The sequence below is a fragment of the Staphylococcus petrasii genome (genome assembly GCF_002902565.1).
GTDB lineage: Bacteria > Bacillota > Bacilli > Staphylococcales > Staphylococcaceae > Staphylococcus > Staphylococcus petrasii.
This window is the reverse complement of record NZ_PPRC01000123.1, coordinates 1-1139: the sequence shown is the minus strand read 5'-3', so window position 1 is coordinate 1139 and position 1139 is coordinate 1. Positions and strand designations below refer to the sequence as shown.

General features: G+C 47.7%; 8 tRNA genes and 2 rRNA genes. All 10 read right to left on the bottom strand.

The annotated features are described in order from the left end of the window. Window positions 1–187: ribosomal RNA gene (locus CD127_RS11895) — 16S ribosomal RNA — on the bottom strand; the annotation flags it as partial. Between the two features lie 124 nt (window positions 188–311). After that, window positions 312–387: transfer RNA gene (locus CD127_RS11890), tRNA-Ala, on the bottom strand. Between the two features lie 15 nt (window positions 388–402). Further along, window positions 403–476, bottom strand: a tRNA-Pro gene (locus tag CD127_RS11885). A 30-nt stretch (window positions 477–506) separates the two neighbouring features. After that, window positions 507–583 (bottom strand) — tRNA-Arg (locus tag CD127_RS11880). 14 nt (window positions 584–597) lie between these two features. Further along, window positions 598–686, bottom strand: a tRNA-Leu gene (locus CD127_RS11875). Window positions 687–692: 6 nt separating this feature from the next. After that, window positions 693–767 (bottom strand) — tRNA-Gly (locus CD127_RS11870). Between the two features lie 23 nt (window positions 768–790). After that, window positions 791–863, bottom strand: a tRNA-Lys gene (locus CD127_RS11865). A gap of 5 nt (window positions 864–868) precedes the next feature. After that, window positions 869–944: transfer RNA gene (locus CD127_RS11860), tRNA-Thr, on the bottom strand. A 13-nt stretch (window positions 945–957) separates the two neighbouring features. Continuing rightward, a tRNA-Val gene (locus CD127_RS11855) sits at window positions 958–1033 on the bottom strand. Window positions 1034–1043: 10 nt separating this feature from the next. Further along, window positions 1044–1139, bottom strand: a 5S ribosomal RNA gene (rrf, locus tag CD127_RS11850); the annotation flags it as partial.

The window sequence follows — 1139 nt, the reverse complement described above, 5'->3', positions numbered from 1 at the left end:
AAAATATTATCCGGTATTAGCTCCGGTTTCCCGAAGTTATCCCAGTCTTATAGGTAGGTTACCCACGTGTTACTCACCCGTCCGCCGCTAACGTCAAAGGAGCAAGCTCCTCGTCTGTTCGCTCGACTTGCATGTATTAGGCACGCCGCCAGCGTTCATCCTGAGCCAGGATCAAACTCTCCATAAAAAATTATGATGTTTGATTAGCTCATAAAACTAAATAGTGTTTGTAACTTATCGTTACATTTATTGGAATTAACGTTGACATATTGTCATTCAGTTTTCAATGTTCATTTTAGAAATTTTATAAATGGTGGAGACTAGCGGGATCGAACCGCTGACCTCCTGCGTGCAAAGCAGGCGCTCTCCCAGCTGAGCTAAGCCCCCATATTATTTAAGAAGTCGGGAAGACAGGATTCGAACCTGCGACCCCTTGGTCCCAAACCAAGTGCTCTACCAAGCTGAGCTACTTCCCGTATTTAATTAAATAAGGTTTGAATTTTAAATGGCGCGCCCGATAGGAGTCGAACCCATAACCTCTTGATCCGTAGTCAAACGCTCTATCCAGTTGAGCTACGGGCGCTATATTTAAAAAGATGGTGCCGAGGACCGGAATCGAACCGGTACGGTGATCTCTCACCGCAGGATTTTAAGTCCTGTGCGTCTGCCAGTTCCGCCACCCCGGCAAAAAATGGAGCGGAAGACGGGATTCGAACCCGCGACCCCCACCTTGGCAAGGTGGTGTTCTACCACTGAACTACTTCCGCATGTGGCTATTAAAATAATCGTATGAGCCATAGAGGATTCGAACCTCTGACCCTCTGATTAAAAGTCAGATGCTCTACCAACTGAGCTAATGGCTCAAAGATGGTGCCGGCCAGAGGACTTGAACCCCCAACCTACTGATTACAAGTCAGTTGCTCTACCAATTGAGCTAGGCCGGCTATATAATTGAAATGGTGGAGAATGACGGGGTCGAACCGCCGACCCTCTGCTTGTAAGGCAGATGCTCTCCCAGCTGAGCTAATTCTCCAATTTAGTAAGCCTGGCAACGTCCTACTCTAGCGGAACGTAAATCCAACTACCATCGGCGCTAAGGAGCTTAACTTCTGTGTTCGGCATGGGAACAGGTGTGACCT